Raw genomic sequence first — 3,091 nt, 5'->3', positions numbered from 1 at the left:
GGCGGCAGCCTCCTCGGCTGGCCGATCCTGGTGTTCGTCTGCGGCCTGGTGCTGGCCGGCGTGCTGATGGCGCGCGGGGTTTCCGGAGCGATCTTCTACGGCATCGTCGGCGCCACGGTCCTGGCGGTCGTGGTCCACCAGGTGGCGGGCCTGAACGCCGACGACTGGGGCGGCGGGGTCCCGGAGCTGACGGGGAGTCCCGTGGCCGTGCCGGACTTCGGCCTGCTGTTCCGGGTGGATCTGTTCGGCGCCTGGACCAGCGCGGGACCGACCACCGCCGCGGTCATCCTGTTCACCCTGGTCCTGGCCGGATTCTTCGACGCGGTGGGCACCATCCTGGCGATCGGGTCCAAGGCCGGGATCGCCGACGAGAACGGGAACATGCCCCGGGTCAACCAGATCCTGACCACCGACGGGACGGGGGCCGTGGTCGGCGGCCTGACCAGCTCCTCGGCCACGCTGGTGTTCGTGGAGTCCACGGCAGGTGTGAGCGAGGGGGCGCGGACGGGACTGTCCAGCGTGGTCACCGGCCTGCTGTTCCTGACCGCGATCGTGTTCGCGCCGGTGTTCTCGATCGTGCCCGCCCAGGCGGCGTCGGTGGCGATGGTGATGGTCGGGGCGCTGATGATGACGCATGTCAGCGGAATCGACTGGTCGGACACCACGGTGGCCGTGCCCGCGTTCCTGACCATCGCGATGATGCCGTTCGCCTACGACATCGCCAGCGGGATCGGCATCGGGATCATCTCCTACACCGTGCTGCGGTCGGCGCAGGGCCGTTTCCGTGAGGTCGGCTGGCTGATGTGGGTGCTGACCGCCGTGTTCGTCTTCGACTTCTCCATGCACGCCCTCGGGCTCTAGCGCCCAGGCCCGTGTGGCGTGGGAGGGCCGGGTCGCCGGAGGGCGACCCGGCCCTCTCGTCTCGGGAGCGGAAAGCGCTCTCCGGGTTCGGCCGCCCCCGGGGCGGTTTCGACACCGCGCCCTCCGCCGAGCGCCCTCCGGCGCGCCTCCACCGCGGCCGGGGCCCGCCCGCACGCCGCCGGAGCGGGTGGGGGGCGGGCCCCGGAAACGTCGTTGACAGCCCTCTGACCGCACCGTAAGTTGTCAATGTCAACTTCGTATCGAGGGAAGACCGCCCATGAACGTTCGAGTCAACGGCTCCTCCTCCCCCGCGCCCGACTCTCCCGGCACCACCGCGGCCGAGCACATCCGCGACCGGCTCGGCCTGACCGGCACCAAGATCGCCTGCGGCACCGGGGTCTGCGGTGCCTGCACCGTCCTGGTGGACGGCGCGCCCACCGCCTCGTGCCTGCTGCCCGCCGACCGGCTGGCGGACCGGGAGGTCACCACCGTGGAGGGTCTGGGCGGAGAACACCCCGTCCAGCGCGCCTTCGCCGCCCACGACGGGCTCCAGTGCGGCTACTGTACGCCCGGGTTCGTGGTGGAGGCCTCCGCCTTCGTCGACTCCTGGCGCGCCGAACACGGCGACGTCCGCCCCGACCGCGAGCGGATCGCCGACGCCCTGGCCGGACACCTGTGCCGCTGCGGCGCCTACGAGGGGATCTTCGCCGCCGTGGCCGCCGCCTGCACGGGGGAGTTCGACACCACGCCGGAGCAGGACCCGCCGCGCGCGGACGCCCTGGCCAAGGTCACCGGCGGGGCCCGCTTCAGCGCCGACCTCGCCCCCGAGGGCACCTGGGAGGGCGTGATCGTGCGCTCCGCCCACGCCCACGCCAGGGTGCGCTCCGTCCGACCCGGCGGGGCCAGGGACACCGCCGTCCGCCGTCCCGGCCCCGACCAGCCCGCGGACCCGAACCCGGTCTTCACCGACCTGCTGGGCGAGGAGCGCGTGGTGCGCTACGTCGGCCAGCCGATCGCCGCCGTGGCCGCGCCCACCGCGGCCCTGGCCCGGGCCGCCGCCGGGGCCGTGCGGGTGGACTACGAACCCCTGCCCGCCGTGGTCGACACCGACGCGGCGAGCGCGGAGGACGCCCCGCGGGTGTACGCCACACGCGCCGAGCGCCAGGCCGCCCCCTCCTACGGCGAGGGCCCCGCTCTCGCGGCCCGCTGGAGGGGCAACACGCGGGGTCCGTCCACCGTCAGCTGGCGCGGCGCCACCGCCGTGCGGCGGCTGCGCGCGGCGTCCGAACGCCAGGACCCGCGCCTGGTGGCCCAGGAGTACACCACCGCCGTGCAGATGCACAGCCCGCTGGAACCCCACGTGTGCGTGGCCTCCTGGGAACGCGACGGTTCGCTGACCCTGCGCACGTCCACCCAGGCGGTGGCCAAGGTCGCCCAGAAGGCCGCCGAGCACTGGAAGCTGGCGCCCGAGCGGGTGCACGTGGTCAGCGAGTACGTCGGCGGCGGCTTCGGCGCCAAGGCCAAACTGTCGGTCGACATGGTCGCCGCGACCGAGCTGTCCCGGCTCGCCCACGCCCCGGTACGCGTGTCCTTCGACCGCGCCGAGGAACTCACCGACGCCGGACACCGCCCGGGGACCCGCACCAGGGTGGCGCTGCTGGCCGACGCCGACGGGGACCTGGCCGCGATGACCGTGGACTCCCACGGAGACGGCGGCGTCTCGGTGGGTTCCACCACGGCCACGCTCGGAGCCCTGGTGTACGGGCGCTCGCCGCGCCGGGTCCGCGACTTCGACGTGGTCACCCACCGCCCGCCGGGCAGACCCATGCGCGCCCCCGGCGGCGCTCCTCTGGCCTGGGCCCTGGAACAGGCCGTGGACACGATGGCCCACCGGCTGGACGAGGACCCGCTGTCCCTGCGCCGTCGCTGGGACGGCAACCCCAAGCGGCGGGCCCTGTACGAACGGGTCGCCGAACTGGACCTGTGGCGGGAGCGTCCGCGCGGCCCCCGCACCGGCCGGTTCCGGCGCGGGGTCGGGATCGCCGCGTCCAACTGGCTCTACCTGATGGGTCCCCGGGCGCGGGTGGAACTGTCGGTCCGCGACGGCGGGGTGGTGGTGCGCTCGGCCACCCAGGACATCGGCACCGGGATCCGCACGGTCCTGGGCGAGGTGGTCGCCGACCGGCTGGGGATGTCCGCGTCCGACCTCCGCGTGGAGATCGGCGACAGC

2 protein-coding genes are annotated in these 3,091 nt (G+C 74.3%); both read left to right on the top strand.

Features of this window, described 5'->3' with window-relative positions:
- A partial coding sequence (locus D455_RS0100655; protein ID WP_017568832.1) for an NCS2 family permease occupies window positions 1-861 on the top strand: 861 nt, incomplete at its 5' end.
- Between the two features lie 277 nt (window positions 862-1,138).
- Window positions 1,139-3,091: molybdopterin-dependent oxidoreductase (locus tag D455_RS28775; RefSeq protein ID WP_017568831.1), on the top strand; the 1,953-nt coding region annotated here is incomplete at its 3' end.

Source organism: Nocardiopsis halotolerans DSM 44410, from assembly GCF_000341065.1.
Lineage (GTDB): Bacteria > Actinomycetota > Actinomycetes > Streptosporangiales > Streptosporangiaceae > Nocardiopsis > Nocardiopsis halotolerans.
Note: the sequence above shows the minus strand (reverse complement) of the source record. Positions and strands in the feature narration are given on the sequence as shown.